The sequence below is a fragment of the Comamonas sp. CMM02 genome (assembly GCF_014851485.1).
GTDB classification, from domain to species: domain Bacteria; phylum Pseudomonadota; class Gammaproteobacteria; order Burkholderiales; family Burkholderiaceae_C; genus Comamonas; species Comamonas avium.
The window spans coordinates 233,190-253,173 of record NZ_JACUZW010000003.1; the positions used below are offsets into that span (position 1 = coordinate 233,190).

Genomic DNA, 19,984 nt, shown 5'->3' on the forward strand with positions numbered 1-19,984 from the left:
CAACAGCGTATCGCCACAGCCAGCAGCTCTTTGAGCCAGAGCGTGCTTGGCAACATCATTTCAATCATTCGGGGGGGGAACGGGGTATGAACAAGCATCTTTACCGCATTATTTTTAATGCTGCGCGTGGCCAGCGGATGGTGGTCTCTGAAGTAGCCTCCAGCCACGGCTGTGGGGGTGGTGATACAGGGCAAGCGCAGTACCCCACCTCTGCTTTTGGTCGCCTGAAACTGTGGCTGTCGCCGATTGCTCTGGCTATTGGTGCACTGGCTGCCAGTGCTTGGTATCTGCCGGTGCATGCCCAGATCACTGCTGACCCCAAAGCACCGGGCAATCAGCGCCCCACCGTGCTGCCAGCAGCCAATGGCGTGCCCGTGGTCAACATTCAGACCCCCTCTGCGGCGGGCGTTTCCCGCAATACCTACAGCCAGTTTGATGTGCACGCTCAGGGGGCCGTGCTCAACAACAGCCGCACCAACGCGCAAACACAGCAAGCTGGCTGGGTGGCTGCCAACCCTTGGCTGGCAACGGGTTCTGCACGCGTGATCTTGAACGAGGTCAACAGCAGCAATCCCAGCCATCTCAATGGCTATGTAGAAGTAGCGGGCCAGCGTGCTGAAGTGATCTTGGCCAACCCTGCAGGCATTCAAGTCAACGGTGGCGGATTTATCAACGCCGCAGGCGTCACGCTCACCACCGGAACCCCTGTCATGCAGGGCGGCAGTCTCGATTCATTTTTGGTGCGCGGCGGGCAGATCAACGTCGCTGGTCTGGGGCTGGATACCAGCACCGCCGACGCCACGCGCATTCTGGCGCGGGCCGTGCAGGTCAATGCAAGCATATGGGCCAAAGATCTCACCGCCGTAGTGGGCAGCAACCAGGTCAAAGCACTGGTCTCTGGTGGTGCAGCAACGGCTACAAAAATTGCCAGCTCAGACCCGGCCTCTGCGCCCATGCCCGCTTTTGCTTTGGACGTAGCAAGCATTGGCGGCATGTACGCGGGCAAAATTTACATGGTGGGCACAGACACCGGACTGGGCGTCAACAACCAGGGCACTCTGTCTGCGCAAACTGGCACGCTCACCTTGCTGGCCAACGGCCAGATCGTAAATACCGGCACCGTACAAGCCAAGAGCGGGCTTGCGCTGCAGACAACAGATGCCATCCGCAACACCGGCAAAGAGGCTGTTATCAGCGCGGCTGACGGAGCCATGCATCTGGCCGCGCAAAACATTCACAACGAAGCGGGCTACATCGTCGCCGGCGGAAACATCTCTGTCACCGCGCAAGACACTGTGGCCAACCAGCAAGGCGGCGAGATCGTCAGCGCAGCCCGTATCGAGGTGACTGCAGACGGCATCGTCAATACCTCTGGCGCTTCGGTCCTGGCAAGAAATGACATCACCTTCACGGCCAGCAACGCCGTCAACAACAGCAATGGCATGCTCAGTGCGGGGCAGCACCTCAAGGTGCAAGACACAGCCCCTGCGCGAGCACTGGCTATCACCAATACAGACGGTCTGGCCGAAGCAGGCGAAACCGTCACGTTGCATGCCCTCAGCCTTTCGGGTGACGGCAAAGTCCAGTCTGCAGGCGATCTGCTCATTGATCTGCAAAGCGACTTTGACAGCCAATCCGACCTGTTCGCCAACCGCAATGCACAGCTGCGCATTGGTGGCACCTTCACCAATCAGGCCAGGCTGCAAGCCGGGCAGGCCACCACCGTCACAGCCAGCAACATAGACAACACGGCAACGGGTGAAATCTCGGGCCAGACACGCACTGCGCTGCAAGCCACCAGCAGCCTTGATAACCGTGGCCTGATTGATGGCCCGCAGGTTCGTATTGACGCCCACCAGCTGACCAACATCGGAACAGGCCGTATCTATGGCGATCACATTGCTGTGGCGGCTGCCACGCTGACCAACGACACCGAAACGCTTGGCACGGAAAGAAAAGACGCGGTGATTGCCGCCCGTGAACGGTTGGACATAGGCGTTCATACGCTGGTTAACCGCGAGAACGCGCTCATCTTCAGTGGCGGCGTTGGCGAAGATGCGCTCAACATCGGTGGCGCACTGGATGCCAACGGGCACGCCACCGGACAAGCCAGCCTGGTGCACAACGCATCGGCCACCATCGAATCTCTGGGTGGGCTGTCTATTGCGGCGGATCTGCTTAAAAACACCAACGAACACTTCACCACAGAGCTTGAACTGGTCAAAGGCCCAACAGGCCTGAAATACATTCAGCCAGAGGGCAGCCGCGTGAAGGTCTTGGCCGAAAACTTTGTCTGGCAGCGCTGGAGCAAAGCGGGCCAGTATCGCTACAAAAACTCTCCGCCTGTGAATGACAGCAGCGTATTGGGGCAATCGCCTGTTCCGAATGTGGGCGAAGAAACCTGTGTGGGCGATGAGTCCAACGAAGTCTGCACACGCCAGCCGGGTGCTGACTATCTGGCAGATAACCCCGCATGGGCTTACTTCGGGGTGACGCCTCCCGCCACGCCAGAGCCGGCAGCGCCCAGCATGGCAAAACCAATCGCTCCTTCTGAGGGCAACGCAGCCAGTTGTGCTGAAGGCGCTGGCTATGATTTGAATCTCTGCACCAGCTACCAGGCGGCGCTGGCGCAATACAACACCAACCTGGCCGTCTATGACCAGGCATGGGCTGACTACACCAGCACCTTTACGGCCTGGGCAGCTGAGACTGATCCACTCTACGAGGCGCTTGACGCAAAAATTTCTGCCTACAACAGCAGATTTGCAAGCAGCAAGATTCGTGACTGGACGGAATTCAACGTCACGCGCAGTGAGTACGAAACCAAAGTCAAAACTTCAGCGCCGGGCCAGATCCTCTCGGGTGGTGGCATGCGCCTGAGCGGTGGCGACCTTGCCAACGACAAAAGCCGCATCATTGCCGGCGGTAGCCTGACCGGCAATCTGGCCAATGTGGCCAACATCGAGGCCATGGGCCAGTATGTGATTCATGAAGAGGGCACCAGCCAGTCCACGTGGTCAAAATGGCGCGGAGGCTATAGGCGCTATCACCAGCGCCGCTGGGGCGCCACCGTTGCCTACCGGCCAGCCGATGAGGTGCAGTCCATCGTGCTGCCCGTTGCAGAAAAATTGCAGAACACCCGGCCTGCAGGCAGCAATACCCAGCTTGCCACGCAAAACCAGTCCGGCAGCGTGGATGCACCGCTGTCCAGTGGCCCCACACTGGGCAGCCTGCCCAGCAGCAGCCTGTTCAAGCAAAACCCCAGTGCCAATGCGCTATACCTGATTGAGACCGATGCGCGGTTTGCTGACTATCGCAGCTGGCTGGGCAGTGACTACATGCTCAAAGCCATGGGCAGTGACCCGGGCGCTGTGCAAAAACGGCTGGGCGACGGTTTTTACGAGCAGCGCCTGGTGCGTGAACAGGTTGCCCAGCTTACGGGTCGCCGCTTTCTGGACGGCTTTGCCAATGATGAAGCGCAGTACCAGGCCCTGATGGATGCAGGCGCCACCGTGGCACAAAACTGGAACCTTGTCCCGGGTATTGCCCTGTCTGCGCTGCAAATCGCGGCGCTCACCAGCGACATCGTCTGGCTGGTCGCCCAAGAAGTCACGCTGGCTGACGGCAGCCGCCAGAGCGTGCTGACCCCGCAAATTTATCTGCGCCCGCGTGCCGGTGACCTGACGCCTGAAGGCAGCTTGCTGGCAGGCCACAGCGTAGACCTCAATCTCTCGGGCAGCTTGAACAACGCAGGCACCATTGCCGGGCGCAGTGTGGTCAGCATCAATGCCCGCAATATCGACAACATTGGCGGGCTGATCAACGCCAAAACCGTACTGGCCAAGGCCGACCAAGACATCAATCTGGTGGGCGGTAGCATGCTGGCACAGGAGGGGCTGTTCGTTCAGGCGGGCAATGACCTGAACATCTCAAGCACCACACAAAGCGGCCACAACCAGGCCGGTGCCTCCAGCTTCAGCCGCACTGCGCTAGACCGTGTGGCTGGCCTGTACGTAACGGGCGATGCGGGTGTACTGCTAGCCAGCGCCGGCAACGACATGAGCATTGTGGCGGGCATCATAGACAACGCAGGCAAGGGCAGCACCGCCCTGCAAGCCCAAGGCAATCTGCATCTGGGCACCGTAACCACGGCCTTGCAAGAGAACAATGTGCACAACGCCAAAAACTACCTCAAGGGCGGCAATACTCAGGAAGTGGGCAGCCAGATCCGGGGTGGCGGCAATGTGACCATGGTGGCTGGCGCTGACATCACCGCGCGTGCAGCCAGCGTGCAGGCCGCCGATGCCTTGGCTGTGCAAGCGGGCAACAGCATTGCTGTAGAGGCTGGTGAGGCCACAGACAACTACGCCATGGGCTATGTGCGCAAAAGCGGTGGCACCTTCAACAAGAGCCGCACCACGGTCAGAAACAGCACTGAATCCACCACCGCAGTAGGCGCAAGCTTGGGCGGCAAAACCGTAGAAATGCAAGCGGGCAAAGACATTGCCATCACCGCCAGCCAAGTCATCTCAGACGAGGGCACCAGCTTGGTGGCCAAGGACAATGTAGCCATCACCGCAGGCCTTGAAACCAGCCGCGAAAGCCAATTTCGAGAAGAGAAAAAAAGCGGCGTCTTCTCGGGTGGCGGCATAGGCTTTACCGTTGGCACGCAGCAGCAAAGCACCGATCAGGCTGGCAGGCAAACCAGCGCTGCGGCTTCGACCGTAGGCAGCGTGGCGGGCAATGTCACCATTGTGGCGGGCAACCAGTACCGCCAGACAGGCAGCGATGTGATCGCCCCGCAAGGTGATATCAACGTAGTGGCAAAAGACATTGCCATCACCGAGGCGCGACAGCGCAGTCAATCCAGCACGGAGCAGCGCTTTAAGCAAAGCGGGCTCAGCGTCAGCATCGGCAGCCCCATCATCAGTGCGCTGGAAACGGCAGACAGCATGGCCAAGGCAGCCAGCAATACCAGCAGTGGGCGCATGCAAGCGCTGGCTGCAGGGGCTACGGCGCTCAATGTGTACAACACACGCAAAGATCTGCAAGGGGCCGCAGATGCGCTGGCCAGTGGCGATGTCAGCAACGCATTCTCTGTATCAGTGAGCGTGGGCACCAGCAAAAGCCAGAGCACCAGCACGCAAAGCAGTGAAAGCTCTCGTGCCAGCACAGTGCTGGCCGGTGGCAATGTGAACCTGCAGGCACAAGGCGCGGGGCAGGGCAGTGACATTCTGGTTCGCAGCTCCGACATCAGCGCAGGCAAAGACGTGGCCTTGAAGGCCGAGGGCGACATCCTCTTGCAGGCAGCGCAAAACCTGGCCAGCCAGAGCGGCAAAAACAGCTCCAGCTCGGGCAGCATAGGTATGAGCGTGGGAAAGGACACTGGCATCACGCTCAGTGCCAGCAAGGGCAGGGGCAATGAGGCGGGCGATGACCTTGTGCATGCCAACACCCATATCACCGCGGGCAATACCGTCAGCTTGCAAAGCGGCGCAGACACCACGCTGCAAGGCGCCGTGGTCAAGGGCGAAACCGTCAAAGCGCAGGTGGGCGGCAATCTGCACATAGAAAGCCTGCAAGACAGCAGCACCTACGCCAGCCGCAGTCAATCCATCGGCGGCAGCATCACCATCGGCCCTGCAGGCGTGCCCACGGGCGGCAGCTTTAACGCAAGCAAAAGCAAGGTCAACAGCGACTACCTCAGCGTGGTGGAGCAAAGCGGCATCAAGGCTGGCGACGGCGGCTTTGATGTGCAGGTGCAGGGCGACACCAGCCTCAAGGGCGCTGTCATTGCCAGCAACCAGGTGGCGGTAGAGCAAGGCAGGAACCACTTCAGCACCGAAGGCGAGCTGACCACCAGTGACCTGCAAAACAGCGCCAGGTACGAAGGTAAAGCCGTAGGCGTGAACGCCAGCGTGGGCAACGACAACGGCAAGTTTGGCGTATCTGGCACGGGGGCGGGGGTGGGGCAGGACAGCGGCAGCGCAAGCAGCACCACTACCGCTGGCATTTCAGGCATAGCTGGCGACACAACCGTCAGAAGTACCGACGCCGAGACCGGCATACAGCGCATATTTGACTCAGAAAAAGTGCTCAAAGAGATCAACGCGCAGGTTGCTATCACCGCAGAGTTTGGCAAGCAGGCTGGCAAGGCCGTGGATGACTACGCACAGGAAAAGCGCAAGGAACTGTACGAGCAGCTCAAGAAAGAAAACCTCAGCAGCGAAGAAAAGGCCGCACTTCAGCAGGCCATCAAGGACATCAACCTGCAGGAACGGGTCATGAACGTGCTGATTGGCGCAGTAGGCGGGATGGGTACCAGCGCACTGACCAAAGAAGTGCTCTCTGCCGCGGCGGAGGAAATGCGCAACATAACCATCGCAAACTCTCAAAAATCCAAAGGCATCACCGATGGTGAAACAACGCTGACCAACCTGCTGGAAGGAAAGAGTGCAGGTTTGCGAAATGACGGCACTGCAACCGCAGGAACACGCACGAATCTGGACAATATCTGCGGGCCTGATAATTTTCGGTGCAAAAGAAATGATGATGGTACTTTAGACCTTAATGAAAAAGGGGAGGCGCAATGGGATAAGGAGAATAACAAAATGACGCTTGCCCAATATTTGAATTCTGAAGAGGGGCAGAAAGCAGCAGGGCTCACCGGCGGAATACAGGGTTGGCAAGGTACGCTTTTCGGGCGCCCCTACGCAGCAGGGAGCTGGCAGGACAAACTAATGGAATCTTTTGGTGGGACGCATGACTTAATCGGCGGACAGCTTGTCGGTGGTTATGACGCACAGGGTGATACCAAGCGCGGTATGAGCGAAACAGAACGCTTTATTCGAGATCGGGGGTCAGAACTGGCGTTGATTCCTTCCGCCCCATTCGCAATGGCTGAGCTATTGTCGCCAGAGGTATGGAAGGCAGTTTCTATCTTTCTAAAGGGGGTTAAATGAAACGATTTATGCAATTAAATGCCGTGCTCTGGTTGTCAATTTTATTGACAGGTTGCGGTATTGGACTGGGTCTTTTTCCAAGCGCGGTATCACATAACCCAAAGCCTTATTTGCAGTATTGGGAGAAAGAAGGCATCACTTCAAGCGCAAGGCAGAGCGACTCTCGAGAATGTGGCTCGACTCTTTTACCCAGCGCACCGAATCAAGATCTTTATTCCTTTGCTAAAAATGGAATGAAACAGGATGACGAATCTTATGCTCGAGCGATGGCCGCATGGCAGCGCTGCATGATCAAAAAAGGGTATAAATTTGCCGGTGATTGCAGTAGTGACTATGCAAAAACTCGGCCTGCGTGCGGTGCTCCATAAAGATGAAGCGCATAAATTTATAATAACTCTCGTCAGATTATAGTTTCTGTTTTTTCTACGCAGAGCGCGCTATTTACGACAACGTCATCACCGTGGGGATAATTTCTGTGGCGGCACCTTTTGCGGCAGCGGAACTGTTGTCTCCGGCGGTGTGGCAAGCCATTTCAATTTTTCTAAAGGGGGCGAGATGAAGCGTCGGATTTTTTGTACGGCGGCGGCTGCCTTATTACTTTCTGGCTGTCTTCTTGAAAGCGTTGGGCCAGTGAATAGGAATCTCAAACCCTACGGTGCGCACTGGTTCAAAGAAGGAATGACGCGGGAGGTGCGGAGAGCTGACCTGGCCGCTTGTGGTGCTCTGGATGGAGACGAGGATATTAGATTTCCTCCTGAACAAATCAGTGCTGCAAAAATGCCAAATGAACCCACTGATAGAGCTACATATGTACGCCTCAGGGATCAAGTCGGTCTATGCATGCAGGGTAAAGGCTACATAGCTATCGGCGATATTAAATTCCTCGGCGGCTGCGATGAACGCTGCATGTACCCGTGACAAATTTCCTTTGGGGTAGCGGAGGGATTGCCTCCGTTAGTGTGGCATGCCATTTCAATTTTGCTGAGGGGGAAAATGAAGAGATTTATACAAGTAAATGCCGTGCTCTGGTTGTCCACCATATTGTCAGGTTGCGGCATTGGTCTGGGGCTTTTTCCGTACGCAGTAAACCACAATATAAAACCTTATTTACAGTATTGGGAGAAAGAAGGCATTACTTCAAGTGCTAGGCAGAGCGATTCTCGAGAATGTGGCTCTACTCTTTTACCTACCGCACGGGGACAAGATGATATTTCCATGGCTCGAGAAGGTATGAAACACGATAAGGCATCTTATGACCGTGCTATGGATGAGTGGCAGCGCTGCATGATTAAAAAATGGTATCGCTTTGCAGGAAATTGCAACAGCGAATCTGCAAAAGAACAGCCTGCGTGCGGCGCTCCATAAATATGACGCACATAATTTTTTAATAACTCGCGTCTGATTATCGTTTCTGTTTTTTACGCACAACGCTTGTCTCCGGCGGTGTGGCAAGCCATTTCAATTTTTCTGAAGGGGGTGAAATGAAGTGTCGGATAGTTTGTACGGTGGCAGCGGCCTTATTGCTTTCTGGCTGTCTTCTTGAAGGCGCTGGGCCGTTGAGGAATCTCAAGCCTTACGGTGCACATTGGGTCAAGGAAGGAGTGACGAAGGAGGAATGGCTGGCAGATTGGGTCCAGTGTGGGGTGCTGCCAATGGAAACTTCGCGTATGAGGGGCAAGGACAATCAAACAAAGAATATTTTGAAGGTTTAAATGCTCACACGACACAAATGAATATGTGCATGCGAAATCTTGGTTATATACATCTGAATCAGTGCGATGCCCGCTGTTTATAACGTTGCATTAATGGAAAAGCGAGCTGCCGTATGCCATGCCATTTCTATTTTACTGAGGGGGCGAGATGAAGCGTCGGATTTTTTGTACGGTGGCGGCGGCCTTATTACTTTCTGGCTGTCTTCTTGAAAGCGTGGGGCCAGTGAATAGGAATGAAAAACATTTTAGTGCGGACTGGGTCAAGGAAGGGATGACGAGGGAGGGCAGGCAGGCAGCTTGGGTCGAGTGCGGAGGTGCTGCAAGTGGACGCTATGGCTATGAAATTCAGAATGGCCAATCACACAAAGAATTTTTTGAAGGTCTTAATGCTCACGTGACACAAATAAACGCATGCATGAAAAAGCTTGGCTATACACATCTGGATAAGTGCGATGCCCGCTGCTTATAACGTTGCATTAGTTACAAAGCGAGTTGCCTTTGGTGAGTATGGCATGTCATTTCTATTTTGCTGAGGGGGCGAGATGAAGCGTCGGATTTTTTGTACGGTGGCAGCGGCCTTATTGCTTTCTGGCTGTCTTCTTGAAAGCGTTGGGCAATTAGATAATAGTGTTAGGCCCTACGGTGCGCATTGGTTTAAAGAGGGGATGACGAGGGAGGCTCGGAGGGCTGACTTGGCAGCTTGTGGTGCTCTGAATGGCGAAGAAAAAATTAGATTTCACCCTGAGCAAATCAGTGCTGCAAAGAAACCAAGCGACCCGAATGAGATTGCTGCATATGTTCGGCTCAGAGATCAAGTTGGCTTATGCATGCAGGGTAAAGGCTACATAGCTATCGGTGATATTAAATTCCTCGGCGGCTGCGATGAACGCTGCATGTACCCGTGACAAATTTCCTTTGGGGTAGCGGAGGGATTGCCTCCGTTAGTGTGGCATGCCATTTCAATTTTGCTGAGGAGAAAATTAATCGATTTATAAAAGTAAATGCCGTGCTCTGGCTGTCCATTTATTGACAGGTTGCGGTATTGGTCTGGGGCTTTTTCCGTACGCATTAAACCATAATGTAAAACCTTATTTTTAGTATTAGGGGAGATTAAGGCTTGCTGCCAAATGGAACTCGAGTAATAATTAGACCCGGTAGTAGTGATGTAGCACCCGAAATACAAATCATAGATATTAATAGACCAAAGCCACGAACAGTTCAAGAAATTCGTTTTGGACAAGGTGAAAAATGAAAAATTACCTTAATAAAGAAAATCTAAGGAAAACTCTGGAAATAAAATTCTTCAAGGAAATTGAAAATAAAAAAATAGATCAACTGGATGGGAGTCTATTGCCAAATAATGGATTTAACAAATTTTGGCTTGAAAAAATGAAATGGGAAACATGCCATTCACTCAATGGAGATCCAAGTTGGTATGATGTGATAAGTCTAATTCGATATTGCAATAATATTGGTGCAAGAAAAATAATCTCTATACCCACAGAATATATGAATTCAAAGGAGAATAAAAAAAATGACTTTAGAATATTTAATGCTTCTTTGAGAGGTTTTTCTCAAGCTTTGTGGGGAATTCATGATGTAAAGAATAATAATCCATTCTATGATTCTTTGCATCAAGCATCTTTAGAGACTTTCGTAATGTTTCCTGATGCGGATTTATTAGAATTTTGTTTCATCAGAGAACTTGGTGTTGGCGTCTCACTAGCTGGTCCTCGTGAATTTCTGGAATATATTACTTCAAGATCGAAAGTGGAGTGGTATGTCAACAGCTCTTTGAATGGATTCTCCGAATTACAAAAATTTATTCCACGAAAGGATAGAAAAACTGCGATACGGGAAGAGAAAATGAAATGCTGATAGTGGCAGGGCTGGCAGGGCTGGCAGGGCTGGCAGGGCTGGCAGGGCTGGCAGGGCTGGCAGGGCTGGCAGGGCTGGCAGGGCTGGCAGGTGGCATTCAGGGTTGGTAAGGTACGCTTTTTGGGCGCCCCTACGCAGCGGGGAGCTGGCAGGACAAGTTAATGGAATCCTTTGGCGGGACGCATGACGTAATCGGCGGGCAGCTTGTCGGTAGTTATGACGCACAGGGTGATACCAAGCGCGGCATGAGCGAAACAGAAACCTTTATTCGGGACCGGTGGTCAGAGGTAGCGTTAATTCCTTCCGCCCCCTTCGCAATGGCAGAGCTATTGTCGCCAGAGGCATGGAAGGCAGTTTCTATCTTTCTAAAGGGGGTTAAATGAAGCGATTTATGCAATTAAATACCGTGCTCTGGTTGTCCATTTTTTTGGCAGGTTGCGGTATTGGACTGGGTCTTTTTCCATACGCGGTATCACATAACCCAAAGCCTTATTTACAATATTGGGAGAAAGAAGGCATAACTTCAAGCGCCAGGCAGAGCGACTCTCGAGAATGTGGCTCTACTCTTTTACCAAGCGCGCCGTATCAAGATGGTATTACATTTATTTCAAAAGAAATGAAATATGATGAAGCGGCTTATGACCGTGCAAAACTTGCGTGGCAGCGCTGCATGATTAAAAAAGGATATCGCTATAACGGTGACTGCAGCAGTGAAGTTGCAAAAAGCCGGCCTGCGTGCGGTGCGCCATAAAGATGATTTGCATAAATTTATAATAATTAGATTTTGATTATCGTTTCTATTTTTTCTACGCAGAGCGCGCCATTTACGACAACGTCATCACCGTGGGGGCAATTCCTGTGGCGGCACCTTTTGCCGCAGCGGAACTGTTGTCTCCGGCAGTGTGGCAGGCCATTTCAATTTTACTAAAGGGGGCGAGATGATGCGTCGAATTGTTTGTACGGCGGCTGTCTTATTGCTTTCAGGCTGTCTTCTTGAAAGCGTTGGGCGAGTGAATAGAAATGACAAGCCCTACGGTGCGCAATGGGTCAAGGAAGGGGTGACGAAGGAGGAATGGCTGGCAGATTGGATCAAGTGTGGGGGGGCTGCCAATGGAAACTTCGCGTATGAGGGGCAAGGACAATCAAACAAAGAATATTTTGAAGGTTTAAATGCTCACACGACACAAATGAATATGTGCATGCGAAATCTTGGTTATATACATCTGAATCAGTGCGATGCCCGCTGTTTATAACGTTGCATTAATGGAAAAGCGAGCTGCCCTTGGTGGGTATGCCATGCCATTTCTATTTTACTGAGGGGGCGAGATGAAGCGTCGGATTTTTTGTACGGCGGCGGCTGCCTTATTGCTTTCTGGCTGTCTTCTTGAAGGCGCTGCGCCAGTAGAGAGGAATCCCAAACCCTACAGTGCGTACTGGATCAAAGAAGGGGTAACGAAAGAAAGCGTATTGGCAGATTGGATCCAGTGTGGGGGTGGTGCCAATGGGAACTATGGTTATGAAATTCAGAAAGGCCAATCAAACAAAGAATTTTTTGACGGCTTTACTGTTTACATGAATCGGGTCGATACGTGTATGAAGGGTAAGGGCTACGTCGATCTGTATCCCCGCTCGCGTTAATAGTAAAGCGAGCTGCCTTTGGTGGGTATGGCAGGCCATTTCTATTCTGTTGAAGGGGGCGAGATGAAGCGTCGGATAGTTTGTACGGTGGCGGCGGCCTTGTTGCTTTCAGGCTGCCTTCTTGAAAGCGTTGGACCAGTGAATAGGAATGAAAAACATTTTAGTGCGGACTGGGTCAAGGAAGGGATGACGAGGGAGGGCAGGCAGGCAGCTTGGGTCGAGTGCGGAGGTGCTGCAAGTGGACGCTATGGCTATGAAATTCAGAATGGCCAATCACACAAAGAATTTTTTGAAGGTCTTAATGCTCACGTGACACAAATAAACGCATGCATGAAAAAGCTTGGCTATACACATCTGGATAAGTGCGATGCCCGCTGCTTATAACGTTGCATTAGTTACAAAGCGAGTTGCCTTTTGTGAGTATGGCATGCCATTTTTATTTGGCTGAAGGGGGCAAGATGAAGCGCCGGATAGTTTGTACGGTGGCAGCGGCCTTATTGCTTTCTGGCTGCCTTCTTGAAAGCGTTAGGCCAGTGGAGAGGAATCCCAAACCCTACATTGTCTACTGGATCCAAGAAGGGGTAACGAATGAGAGTCGGTTGGCAGATTGGATTCAGTGTGAGGGAGGTGCCAACGGAAACTATGGTTATGAAATTCAGAAAGGCCAATCTCACAAGGAAATTTTTGAAGGTTTTAATGCTTACGTGAATCGGGTCGATACGTGTATGAAGGGCAAGGGCTACGTCGAACGGAATCCCCGCTTTCCTTAATAGCAAAACGAGCTGCCTTTGGTGGGTATGGCATGTCATTTCTATTTTTCGGAAGGAATCGAAATGAAGCGTCGGATAGTTTGTACGGTGGCGGCGGCCTTATTGCTTTCTGGCTGTCTTCTTGAAGGCGCTGCGCCGGTGGAGAGGAATCCCAAACCTGACAGTGCTTACTGGATCAAAGAAGGGGTAACGAAAGAAAGTCGGTTAGCAGATTGGATTCAGTGTGGGGGGAGGACCAATGGAAACTATGGTTATGAAATTCAGAAAGGTCAATCACACAAAGAATTTTTTGAAGGTTTCAATGCTTACACGAATCAGGTGCGCGCGTGTATGCGCAACCTTGGTTACACCCGTCTTCAGGAGTGCGATGCCCGCTGTTTATAACGTTGAATTAATGGAAAAGCGAGCTGCCCTTGGTGGGTATGGCATGCCATTTCTATTTTTCGGAAGGAATCGAGATGAAGCGTCGGATAGTTTGTACGGTAGCAGCGGCCTTATTGCTTTCTGGCTGTCTTCTTGAAGGCGCTGGGCCGTTGAGAGATCCCAAGCCCTTCGGTGCGCAATGGGCCCAAGAAGGAGTGACGAAGGAGAAATGGCTGGCAGATTGGGTCCAGTGTGGGGGGGCTGCCAATGGAAACTATGATTATGAAATTCAGAAAGGCCAACCACACAAAGAATTTTTTGAAGGTTTAAATGCTTACACGGATCAATTAGGTGTGTGCATGCGAAATCTTGGCTATAAATATCTGAACGAGTGCGATGCCCGCTGTAGATAACGTTGCGCTACTTACAGTGGGGGCTGCTTCCGGTCGTGCTGAATACCATTTCAGTTTTACTGAGGGTGGTTAAATGAAGCGATTTATGCAATTAAATGCCGTGCTCTGGTTATCCGTTTTATTGACAGGATGCGGCATTGGGTTAGGGCTTTTTCCGAATGCTACATCATATTCAACAAAGCCTTATTTACAGTATTGGGAGAAAGAAGGCATTACTTCAAGCGCCAGGCAGAGCGACTCTCGCGAATGCGGCTCTACACTCTTACCCAGTGCACCACATCAAGATGGTATTTCCATGGTTCGAAAAGGCATGAAACATGATGAAGCATCTTATGATCGTGCGATGGCTGCGTGGCAGCGTTGCATGATTAACAAAGGGTATCAATATACCGGTGTTTGCAAAAGCGATTATGCTAAAAGTTGGCCTGCGTGCGGTGCGCCATAAAAATGAAACGCCTAAATCTCTAATAACTCGCGTCAGATTATAGTTTGTGTTTTTTCTCCGCAGAGCGCGCTATTTACGACAACGTCATCACCGTGGGGGCCATTCCTTTGGCGGCACCTTTTGCGGCAGCGGAACTGTTGTCTCCGGCGGTGTGGCAAGCCATTTCAATTTTTCTGAAGGGGGTGAAATGATGCGTCGAATAGTTTGTACGGTGGCTGCGGCATAGCCACGGCTGGGGTTTGGGGAAGTTCGCCCTGAAAGTGATTTATGCAACAACGCCATAGTGGTTTTAGAAAAGCAATAGATAAGGGGTTTTTTAGCTATTTAGGAGAAAAAAATGATAAAAATGAATAAAAAAATGATTAATCTTATAAATAAAACAAACCATGCAGGCAGTCAATTGCCTAAAGAGTTAGAAGATTTGATTGACCAAGGATTTGTTGAGGAGGATGGGTGTTTTTTCATTTTTTCTCAGTTTGAGAAAATGACAAATGCTAGTAAATCTAATTTTCAGGATAAAACAGGGTACGAATGTTTTATTAACTCCATACATATAGATGATTTCGTAAAAAAAGATTATATTATTAATTCTCTTTTGTTTGTGAATTCAATTTTTTGTAAACTTCCTGCAGATAAAAATAAAATTAAAGCGATAGTTGTCGCAGATGATGCTGGGGCTTTGGTGAAAATACATTCCATCCGCGAAGGAGAATTCTGGATTGACGATAATCTTGATGAATATGCAGATGCTGTTTTTACAGCGGAATTTATTGATATATTTGAAATATCAAAAATCATAGAGAGCCGGTCGCGAATCTGAAGCGCATCGCCTGTTGTGCAAACAAATTTTAGAATTCACAGTTCGTGCCTTGTGGTCGGCCTTGCCAGCAATGAGGCCCAGTACCAGTAATTAATGCATGCTTAAACGCTGCACTGTCGGCTTTGCTAAAACCGCTTAGACCAGAGATATTATTCGGTAAGTGAATAAGTAGGCCAACGATTCTGACAACAGCGCCATGAAAGATGTGGTCTTAAAACTAGGGTGAAATCCGTTAGACGCATGAGCGAAACAGAAACCTTTATTCGGGACCGGTGGTCAGAGGTAGCGTTAATTCCTTCCGCCCCCTTCGCAATGGCAGAGCTATTGTCGCCAGAGGCATGGAAGGCAGTTTCTATCTTTCTAAAGGGCTTTAAATGAAGCGAATCCTGAAAATAAATTCCGTGCTCTGGATGTCTATTTTATTGACAGGTTGCGGCATTGGTCTGGGACTTTTCCCGTATGCGGTAAACCATAATATAAAACCTTATTTGCAGTATTGGGAGAAAGAAGGTGTAACTTCAAGCGCCAGGCAGAGCGACTCTCGGGAATGTGGCTCTACTCTCTTGCCCAGTGCACCGCATCAAGATGATATTACTTTTATTTCAAAAGACACGAAACATGATGACGCGGCTTATGATCGTGCAAGACTTGTGTGGCAGCGCTGCATGATTAACAAGGGGTATCGCTATAACGGTGATTGCAGTAGCGATTATGCAAAAAGTCGCCCTGCATGCGGTGCTCCATAAAGATGACACGCATAAATTTATAATAACTCGTGTCAGATTATAGTTTCTGTTTTTTTCTACCCAGAGCGCGCTATTTACGGCAACGTCATCACCGTGGGGGCCATTCCTTTGGCGGCACCTTTTGCCGCAGCTGAAGGGTTGCCGCCGGCTGTATGGCAGGCCATTTCAATTTTATTAAAGGGGGCGAGATGATGCGTCGGATAGTTTGTACGGTAGCAGCGGCCTTATTGCTTTCTGGCTGTCTTCTTGAAAGCGTTGGGCCAGTGAATAGGAATGAAAAACCTTTTAGTGCGGACTGGGTCAAGGAAGGGATGACAAGAGAAGGTAGGCAGGCAGCTTGGGTCGAGTGCGGAGGTGCTGCAAGTGGACGCTATGGCTATGAAATTCAGAATGGCCAATCACACAAAGAATTTTTTGAAGGTCTTAATGCTCACGTGACACAAATAAACGCATGCATGAAAAAGCTTGGCTATACACATCTGAACGATTGCGATGCCCGCTGTTTCTAAGCTTGCGATTTTTATGCGGTGAGCAAGAGTGGCTGGGAGGCGCTGTTTGTGGTGCCAAAGCACGGCACCAAAGTATTGGTGATGAAGAAGAGCTTGCAGGCCGTGGGCCTTGAGCAATGACGGTTTGCTGCTGGCTGCGACTGGAGCGAGCGAATGCAGTCACTGGCGAAATATTCGGCTCGAAACGCTGATCGAGTTTCCGTCGGGGTCTTTTGTATTGGCAAACGCGTAGCCATTTGCTTGGTGAACAGCGCCAAAAGCTAGGCCACCAAGCATGGCGGAATCAACGAATGCCTGGACATCAGAAACTGAAAATGACAGCTTGATGGCCGCTGAGCCAAGCTTCAGGCTCTTGGCGGCCTTGTGGATCAAAATGTCAGCGCCCCCGGAAGACGGGTGAAGTTCGATCAATCCTTCGTTAATCTCGCCGCTGGTTTCGTAACCAAAATGGGTGCTGTAAAACTGCGCGCTGCGGTGCATGTCCTTGGCATAGATGATGATGGTGCTGAGCCGGATGTTCATTGAGGCCACGATGTATGGTTGGCAGACGAAGTTATTTTTTGAAGTCGCTTGTGGCGCGGCTGTGCGTACGTGACCATTGGCCGCCATGCGCCGTTTGCGATTGCAGCAACACGGCCTTAAACAGTCCTTGCGAGGGCATTGAGCGATTGTGGCGTTGACTGGTTCAAGCCGAGAGTGCATCCAAAAGGGTCCAGGAGCATTGCTGCCTTTGCGCCAAAGCTGGTGGTGATGGGTCCACGATATAAGACGGCACCTTTTAGTTCAAGCTCCCTGATGGTTGCTGGCAAATTTGCGACCTCCCAGTAGATCGTTGTACCACCGGGCCCACCGGGACACTTGCTGTCCAATGGGTGAAAGCCGAGCAGGCATCCCGGCGCCTGAATGAATGCGTATTGGGCGTTTTCGCGCTGAACCTCTGTTTGAAACAGGTCGGCATACCAGGAAGCCGCTATGTCAATGTCGGGGACAAATAAAACAACAGATTCAAGTTGCTTGAACAGCATCGGACTCCAGAAACAATGGCAACGAGCAAGCTGGCACTGTAGTCCAGATTGCCTGCCGCTGGCTGATGGGTTGCGCGCACCGATCAATCTCGATGCGCTTTTCGTAGCAGTTAGATAACCCCCAAGCCATGGCTGTGAAATCTTGTCCATGCTGGCAACTGGCCGAGCTGCTGGCGCCCATTGCTTGCCCCGATTGCTTGTGGCTAGGCGTCACCACCGAGTCGTTCTGCCAGATAGAAGTGATGGAGCGCACTTGTCGTCAGCAAGCAGCGCTTGGGTAGATCGGTGCGCTCGTAAAGTGCAAGCAAGCGGCGGCGATTGGGCGGTGTGACGACGGCGATGTGGTGCAGCATTTTCCACTTCACCGTATCGCGTCCCCCAGCGAGTGCACCTGGCCTGTCTTGCTCGAACCATGTACGACGCAAATAGCGCCACAGGCTGGTGGTCGTCGGGGTATCCAGCAGGATGAGCCCGGTTGCACGGGCCAGGCGCTGCGGCAGCGTTCGGCTGTAGTTGCCATCCATCACCCACTGCTCTTGCGCTATTGCCGCGTCATGCAGGTGAACGAACTCTTGTGCAGGCCTGGGAATCCAGTCTGTATGTGGCGTGTGAAAAAGCTGGTCCAGATGTATCGCGGGTAAATCGCGTTTACCAGCGATCGCTTCAGCAAGCGTGGACTTTCCGCTGTTTGACGGCCCCAGAATGCAGATGCGTGGGCCCAGCTCATCTAAAGTTGTCATCAAGTCAGGTGGCAATGTCTGCTTTTGGCCGTGCTGCCGTGCTGCCGTCTGCAACCGGCGCCAAGGCCCGCCTTGGCGGGGGCTTCGAGTCATCGGGCCGCTGCTGCATTAAGCATGCGGCATGCATCTTGGCGTATGCAGCACTGTCGTGCTTACCAACGGCAGTTGGCCTCGCCCATCAACTCAGTTTATGCCGAGTCTTGAGCAGGCTCAGGCCCAGCGCAATGAAAGTGCCGCCTACGATGCGGTTGAACAGCTTTGCGCGCGCGACCACATGGCCTTTGATCACTGAGATGAGTGCCACATAGAAGGCATGCGAGATCAGCGCGCAAATGGCAAATGTCGTGGTCAGCAGCAAGTATTGCGTGAACAGTGGTGCGCCGGGCACGATGAACTGCGGAAACAAGGCGGAGAAGAAAAGGATTGACTTGGGATTGGTCAGCGAAACAGTCAGCCCCTGCGCAGCCAGTTGCCAGTTTTTGCGCTCACGACGCTCTGAGGGCGCAAGGCCTTCTTCGCTGCTGAACAGGCCGTCCTTGCTGCGCCAGCGTTTGACGCCCAGCCAAATCAGATACATCGCACCGGCTACCTTCATCACAAGGAACGCATTCGCGGACAAGCTGAGTATGGTCCCCATGCCGATCATCGCCAGTGCGGAGATGACGAAAATACCAGCCGAGCTGCCCAGCGAACTGAATGCGGTCCGCCTGGCCCCAACGTCCACCGAGTTTGAAATCGCCAGCAGCACTGCAGGGCCAGGCGTGAAACACATCAACAACGAGACGCCGCAGAAAAGGAGCCAGTGGGTGATTGTCATGATGGGGGCGAATTTAGTTGCCTTAAACAGTAAATATTTTCGTTCAGTCAAGGCATTCAAAAAATGCTTGCCCCTAATACCCTGCCGAGATTGGATGGCAGTTTTGGCTCAAAGCCGCGCACACCCCCTTGCTGCGTCGTTGCAATGTCGTAGCGCAGTACTGCTGTACTGCTGTACTGCTGTACTGCCTGCGGCTTTGCGCCTCGTCTCAAACGCAAACCTTCGGTTTGCGCAGTTGTGTTAGCCGCTCTTAGAAGTTTTGCCGCTAACGAGGGCGAGCAGGGCAGGGGCTACAGGGCAATGACCCGGGCTTGTCCTGTCAAGATGGGGCGGCACAGGATTTTGTAGCCATCGGCATCAAACCCCGCTGCTACCTTGGCCAGCTTGCGCGCTGCCTGTCTGGTGTCTGCGCTGCCCAGATAGCACCAGTTGCGCACCACGTGGATCTGCTGCATGTCGTCGCAGGTTTCTTCAAGACCAATGGCGCCAGGGTAGGGCCAGGTGGCTACACGCAATGTCTCCAGCGCGCTGACCAGGCGCTGGGCATGATCGGCTTCGCTTTCGCGGCCACAGCACACGCCATTGCACTGGTTGAGCATGGCTCTGAAGCAGGCGCGGCCTTTGGGGAGTTTTTCTAAACCGAGAGCGGCGTAGCAAAGCTTGTGCATGTCGGCCAGATCGCGCAAGCCCTGCAGCGCACTGGTGCGGCTGCCAAACAGGCCATAAAGATCAGGCTCCACCGCAAAGTCCATGTCGCGTGAATACACGACCTCGGGCTTGCCCTCGCTCAGGCGCAATGCGCACAGCTGGCGATTGCGGCGAAGCTTTTGGTTGTAAAGGGGTTGCAGCTGTTTGATGAGCTGGGCTTCCAGCAGCAGCGCGCCAATTTCTCCAGCCGTGCGGATGTAGCTGATGCGTGCAGCCTGGCGCAGCATGCGGGCTTCGTCAGCATTGCGCATGTGGGAAAGCAGCCGGGAGCGCAGATTGACGCTCTTGCCTATGTACAGGGGCAGGGTGCCTTCGGCGGCATGAAAAATGTACACACCGGGCTTGGCAGGCATGTCCAGCAGCGAGGCGCGCAGGTGCTCCGGGTATTCGTAGATGCGAGCCTCGTCAAACTCGGGCCTTCTGCGTGCGGGCATGTGC

22 protein-coding genes are annotated in these 19,984 nt (G+C 52.4%); 17 read left to right on the forward strand and 5 right to left on the reverse strand.

Going from position 1 to position 19,984, the window contains the following annotated elements; genetic code table 11:
• The first annotated feature begins 86 nt into the window (after positions 1-86).
• The 17 genes from IB213_RS10575 (at position 87) to IB213_RS10655 (ending at position 16,256) form a co-directional block, all read left to right on the forward strand.
• Positions 87-6,962 carry a hemagglutinin repeat-containing protein gene (locus IB213_RS10575; protein ID WP_192406387.1) on the forward strand — a complete coding sequence of 2,292 codons (6,876 nt, stop codon included), beginning with the start codon at positions 87-89 and terminating at the stop codon, positions 6,960-6,962.
• Positions 6,959-7,330 (forward strand): hypothetical protein, encoded by a 372-nt coding sequence (locus IB213_RS10580; RefSeq protein ID WP_192406389.1) that lies wholly within the window; start codon positions 6,959-6,961, stop codon positions 7,328-7,330. The genes IB213_RS10575 and IB213_RS10580 overlap by 4 nt, the downstream gene beginning before the upstream one ends.
• Before the next feature lie 187 nt (positions 7,331-7,517).
• Positions 7,518-7,880 (forward strand): hypothetical protein, encoded by a 363-nt coding sequence (locus IB213_RS10585; protein WP_192406390.1) that lies wholly within the window; start codon positions 7,518-7,520, stop codon positions 7,878-7,880.
• A 75-nt stretch (positions 7,881-7,955) separates the two neighbouring features.
• Entirely contained in the window at positions 7,956-8,327 is a 372-nt protein-coding gene (locus IB213_RS10590) for a hypothetical protein (RefSeq protein ID WP_192406391.1), read from the forward strand.
• Between the two features lie 495 nt (positions 8,328-8,822).
• Complete coding sequence (locus tag IB213_RS10595) at positions 8,823-9,143, forward strand: hypothetical protein (protein WP_192406392.1); 321 nt, start codon at positions 8,823-8,825, stop codon at positions 9,141-9,143.
• A 73-nt stretch (positions 9,144-9,216) separates the two neighbouring features.
• A complete protein-coding gene (locus IB213_RS10600) occupies positions 9,217-9,579 on the forward strand; it encodes a hypothetical protein (protein WP_192406393.1) in 363 nt (120 codons plus the stop codon).
• Positions 9,580-9,922: 343 nt separating this feature from the next.
• Positions 9,923-10,552: a hypothetical protein gene (locus IB213_RS10605; protein WP_192406394.1), complete on the forward strand. Its 630-nt coding sequence runs from the start codon at positions 9,923-9,925 to the stop codon at positions 10,550-10,552.
• A gap of 391 nt (positions 10,553-10,943) precedes the next feature.
• A complete protein-coding gene (locus IB213_RS10610) occupies positions 10,944-11,303 on the forward strand; it encodes a hypothetical protein (protein WP_192406396.1) in 360 nt (119 codons plus the stop codon).
• Between the two features lie 187 nt (positions 11,304-11,490).
• Complete coding sequence (locus IB213_RS10615) at positions 11,491-11,805, forward strand: hypothetical protein (RefSeq protein WP_192406398.1); 315 nt, start codon at positions 11,491-11,493, stop codon at positions 11,803-11,805.
• Positions 11,806-11,878: 73 nt separating this feature from the next.
• Positions 11,879-12,190, forward strand: a complete 312-nt coding sequence (locus IB213_RS10620) for a hypothetical protein (RefSeq protein WP_192406400.1) — start codon at positions 11,879-11,881, stop codon at positions 12,188-12,190.
• A gap of 27 nt (positions 12,191-12,217) precedes the next feature.
• Positions 12,218-12,574 (forward strand): hypothetical protein, encoded by a 357-nt coding sequence (locus tag IB213_RS10625; RefSeq protein ID WP_192406402.1) that lies wholly within the window; start codon positions 12,218-12,220, stop codon positions 12,572-12,574.
• A 449-nt stretch (positions 12,575-13,023) separates the two neighbouring features.
• Positions 13,024-13,344: a hypothetical protein gene (locus IB213_RS10630; protein WP_192406404.1), complete on the forward strand. Its 321-nt coding sequence runs from the start codon at positions 13,024-13,026 to the stop codon at positions 13,342-13,344.
• A 74-nt stretch (positions 13,345-13,418) separates the two neighbouring features.
• Positions 13,419-13,736 (forward strand): hypothetical protein, encoded by a 318-nt coding sequence (locus IB213_RS10635; protein WP_191724451.1) that lies wholly within the window; start codon positions 13,419-13,421, stop codon positions 13,734-13,736.
• 73 nt (positions 13,737-13,809) lie between these two features.
• A complete protein-coding gene (locus IB213_RS10640; RefSeq protein ID WP_192406406.1) occupies positions 13,810-14,181 on the forward strand; it encodes a hypothetical protein in 372 nt (123 codons plus the stop codon).
• Positions 14,182-14,518: 337 nt separating this feature from the next.
• Positions 14,519-15,001: a hypothetical protein gene (locus tag IB213_RS10645; protein WP_192406408.1), complete on the forward strand. Its 483-nt coding sequence runs from the start codon at positions 14,519-14,521 to the stop codon at positions 14,999-15,001.
• Between the two features lie 374 nt (positions 15,002-15,375).
• On the forward strand, positions 15,376-15,747 hold the full coding sequence (locus tag IB213_RS10650) for a hypothetical protein (RefSeq protein ID WP_191724459.1): 372 nt from the start codon (positions 15,376-15,378) through the stop codon (positions 15,745-15,747).
• 152 nt (positions 15,748-15,899) lie between these two features.
• Positions 15,900-16,256, forward strand: coding sequence for a hypothetical protein (locus tag IB213_RS10655; protein ID WP_192406410.1), 357 nt, complete (start codon positions 15,900-15,902; stop codon positions 16,254-16,256).
• A 159-nt stretch (positions 16,257-16,415) separates the two neighbouring features.
• Here IB213_RS10655 and IB213_RS10660 read toward each other — a convergent pair whose 3' ends face one another.
• The 5 genes from IB213_RS10660 to cho all read right to left on the reverse strand — a co-directional run bounded on the left by IB213_RS10660 (position 16,416) and on the right by cho (position 19,980).
• On the reverse strand, positions 16,416-16,778 hold the full coding sequence (locus IB213_RS10660; protein WP_191724461.1) for a VOC family protein: 363 nt from the start codon (positions 16,776-16,778) through the stop codon (positions 16,416-16,418).
• A 116-nt stretch (positions 16,779-16,894) separates the two neighbouring features.
• Entirely contained in the window at positions 16,895-17,281 is a 387-nt protein-coding gene (locus IB213_RS10665) for a VOC family protein (RefSeq protein WP_192406412.1), read from the reverse strand.
• A 203-nt stretch (positions 17,282-17,484) separates the two neighbouring features.
• On the reverse strand, positions 17,485-18,021 hold the full coding sequence (locus IB213_RS10670) for a 50S ribosome-binding GTPase (RefSeq protein ID WP_192406419.1): 537 nt from the start codon (positions 18,019-18,021) through the stop codon (positions 17,485-17,487).
• A gap of 178 nt (positions 18,022-18,199) precedes the next feature.
• On the reverse strand, positions 18,200-18,838 hold the full coding sequence (locus IB213_RS10675; RefSeq protein WP_192407141.1) for a LysE family translocator: 639 nt from the start codon (positions 18,836-18,838) through the stop codon (positions 18,200-18,202).
• 290 nt (positions 18,839-19,128) lie between these two features.
• Complete coding sequence (gene cho / locus IB213_RS10680) at positions 19,129-19,980, reverse strand: excinuclease Cho (protein ID WP_225561070.1); 852 nt, start codon at positions 19,978-19,980, stop codon at positions 19,129-19,131.
• Positions 19,981-19,984: the final 4 nt, after the last annotated feature.

Coding starts and splice junctions, on each gene's coding strand:
- IB213_RS10630 (WP_192406404.1), top strand. CDS start 13,024: ATGAAGCGTCGGATAGTTTGTACGGTGGCGGCGGCCTTATTGCTTTCT.
- IB213_RS10620 (WP_192406400.1), top strand. CDS start 11,879: ATGAAGCGTCGGATTTTTTGTACGGCGGCGGCTGCCTTATTGCTTTCT.
- IB213_RS10585 (WP_192406390.1), top strand. CDS start 7,518: ATGAAGCGTCGGATTTTTTGTACGGCGGCGGCTGCCTTATTACTTTCT.
- IB213_RS10635 (WP_191724451.1), top strand. CDS start 13,419: ATGAAGCGTCGGATAGTTTGTACGGTAGCAGCGGCCTTATTGCTTTCT.
- IB213_RS10610 (WP_192406396.1), top strand. CDS start 10,944: ATGCAATTAAATACCGTGCTCTGGTTGTCCATTTTTTTGGCAGGTTGC.
- IB213_RS10625 (WP_192406402.1), top strand. CDS start 12,218: ATGGCAGGCCATTTCTATTCTGTTGAAGGGGGCGAGATGAAGCGTCGG.
- IB213_RS10605 (WP_192406394.1), top strand. CDS start 9,923: ATGAAAAATTACCTTAATAAAGAAAATCTAAGGAAAACTCTGGAAATA.
- IB213_RS10655 (WP_192406410.1), top strand. CDS start 15,900: ATGGCAGGCCATTTCAATTTTATTAAAGGGGGCGAGATGATGCGTCGG.
- IB213_RS10615 (WP_192406398.1), top strand. CDS start 11,491: ATGATGCGTCGAATTGTTTGTACGGCGGCTGTCTTATTGCTTTCAGGC.
- IB213_RS10640 (WP_192406406.1), top strand. CDS start 13,810: ATGAAGCGATTTATGCAATTAAATGCCGTGCTCTGGTTATCCGTTTTA.
- IB213_RS10675 (WP_192407141.1), bottom strand. CDS start 18,838: ATGACAATCACCCACTGGCTCCTTTTCTGCGGCGTCTCGTTGTTGATG.
- IB213_RS10670 (WP_192406419.1), bottom strand. CDS start 18,021: ATGACAACTTTAGATGAGCTGGGCCCACGCATCTGCATTCTGGGGCCG.
- IB213_RS10660 (WP_191724461.1), bottom strand. CDS start 16,778: ATGAACATCCGGCTCAGCACCATCATCATCTATGCCAAGGACATGCAC.
- IB213_RS10575 (WP_192406387.1), top strand. CDS start 87: ATGAACAAGCATCTTTACCGCATTATTTTTAATGCTGCGCGTGGCCAG.
- IB213_RS10590 (WP_192406391.1), top strand. CDS start 7,956: ATGAAGAGATTTATACAAGTAAATGCCGTGCTCTGGTTGTCCACCATA.
- IB213_RS10600 (WP_192406393.1), top strand. CDS start 9,217: ATGAAGCGTCGGATTTTTTGTACGGTGGCAGCGGCCTTATTGCTTTCT.
- IB213_RS10580 (WP_192406389.1), top strand. CDS start 6,959: ATGAAACGATTTATGCAATTAAATGCCGTGCTCTGGTTGTCAATTTTA.
- IB213_RS10645 (WP_192406408.1), top strand. CDS start 14,519: ATGATAAAAATGAATAAAAAAATGATTAATCTTATAAATAAAACAAAC.
- IB213_RS10595 (WP_192406392.1), top strand. CDS start 8,823: ATGAAGCGTCGGATTTTTTGTACGGTGGCGGCGGCCTTATTACTTTCT.
- cho (WP_225561070.1), bottom strand. CDS start 19,980: ATGCCCGCACGCAGAAGGCCCGAGTTTGACGAGGCTCGCATCTACGAA.
- IB213_RS10665 (WP_192406412.1), bottom strand. CDS start 17,281: ATGCTGTTCAAGCAACTTGAATCTGTTGTTTTATTTGTCCCCGACATT.
- IB213_RS10650 (WP_191724459.1), top strand. CDS start 15,376: ATGAAGCGAATCCTGAAAATAAATTCCGTGCTCTGGATGTCTATTTTA.